The 1,126-nt window shown below is 55.4% G+C and carries 1 protein-coding gene and 1 pseudogene; one reads left to right on the top strand and one right to left on the bottom strand.

The window, feature by feature from the left end:
* Positions 1–545 (top strand): annotated as a pseudogene (locus tag Poly51_RS31155) (hypothetical protein); the annotation flags it as partial.
* A 106-nt stretch (positions 546–651) separates the two neighbouring features.
* Here Poly51_RS31155 and Poly51_RS30235 read toward each other — a convergent pair.
* Positions 652–897 (bottom strand): hypothetical protein, encoded by a 246-nt coding sequence (locus Poly51_RS30235; protein WP_146462681.1) that lies wholly within the window; start codon positions 895–897, stop codon positions 652–654.
* Positions 898–1,126 lie beyond the last annotated feature (229 nt).

The following is a 1,126-nucleotide window of genomic DNA, read 5'->3' as shown; positions in this document are numbered from 1 at the left end:
GGTTGTTTCCGAGCTATTACTCGAACCAACAGATGGCCGATAACCATGGCGTGCACACGGAGCGGGGCTTGCGGCCGGATTTGACATGGACAACTTTACTCTCCCCGCCCGGTGACGCCGGACGTTATCCGAACTGGTGCGCGGTCGATCCGCTTCAACGACGAACGATCGGTATCCAGACGCTGACGACTAATGGCCGGCCCGTAGACCGCCTTGGCCGTGTCGTGTTTCGCGACGTCGAACACGCGGCAACGAATACCGGGATACTGGACGGCCTGGGTCACACATGCTCGGCTCCGATTCATCGTTTGCGTCTTTGCTTCGGACATCTGGCTCCACACGAACACGGATCTGTATCGCGATCGACTCGATTCACACTTTTCGAGGATGCACAATTCTCCACTTTGTTGGCTGATTCCCTGCTTGCACCACTGCTACGAACTCGCCACGATGGTGTCACCCAGGTGGACGGAGTCCAGACTGGCGACGTCCCGTCGTTGTTTTCCGCTATCGCGGCCTATGCCCGTTTGGGGCCCGGCTCGTAAGTATAATCGCGGAGAACCAAGACATGCACCGGAGTGGCGGTGGTTAGCTTTTTCGTTTGCTTGCACGTCGTTCGCCGCCACCCGGTGATGTCAACCGTTATCGTGACTAACCGAACGCTGTTTCTTTGTCTGCATTTCGTTCACGTATTCCCTGCAATCGCTGTTCACGCTGATCCCATTCATCTTGCGTCTTCAACCATTGGATGCAGCGGCGTGATTCTGGCATGGTCAACGATGCAATCAGCCCCAACATTTCGTCAAAGGTCAGCCGATCGGCAAACTTGCCATTGTTCGTTACGGTGTAATCCTTGCTTCCGTTGTCACGCTCTACCACTTCAATCTCAATCTTCATCGCGTTCACTCCAATCGCCGCACGATAACAATGGGTTGCACACGGAGCGGCGATTGCCGCGTGTCCCAATAAAATGTCTTCTCTCGCCGCCCGGTGAACCCGGACGTTACCCGACTGAAATGCCGCAGACGTAACACGCGACTCCATGACAAACGCACAAGACGTAATGGCACTTCGGAAACTGACGGGGTTTGGCGTCCTCCAATGCAAGCTACTAATCGACGATGCT

Origin of the sequence: Rubripirellula tenax, from assembly GCF_007860125.1 — a bacterium.
Taxonomy (GTDB): domain Bacteria; phylum Planctomycetota; class Planctomycetia; order Pirellulales; family Pirellulaceae; genus Rubripirellula; species Rubripirellula tenax.
The sequence above is the reverse complement of the archived record's forward strand: the minus strand, read 5'-3'. Positions and strand labels throughout refer to the sequence as shown.

Excerpts from the sequence above, each read along its gene's own strand:
- Poly51_RS30235 (WP_146462681.1), bottom strand. The coding sequence starts at position 897 with ATGAAGATTGAGATTGAAGTGGTAGAGCGTGACAACGGAAGCAAGGAT.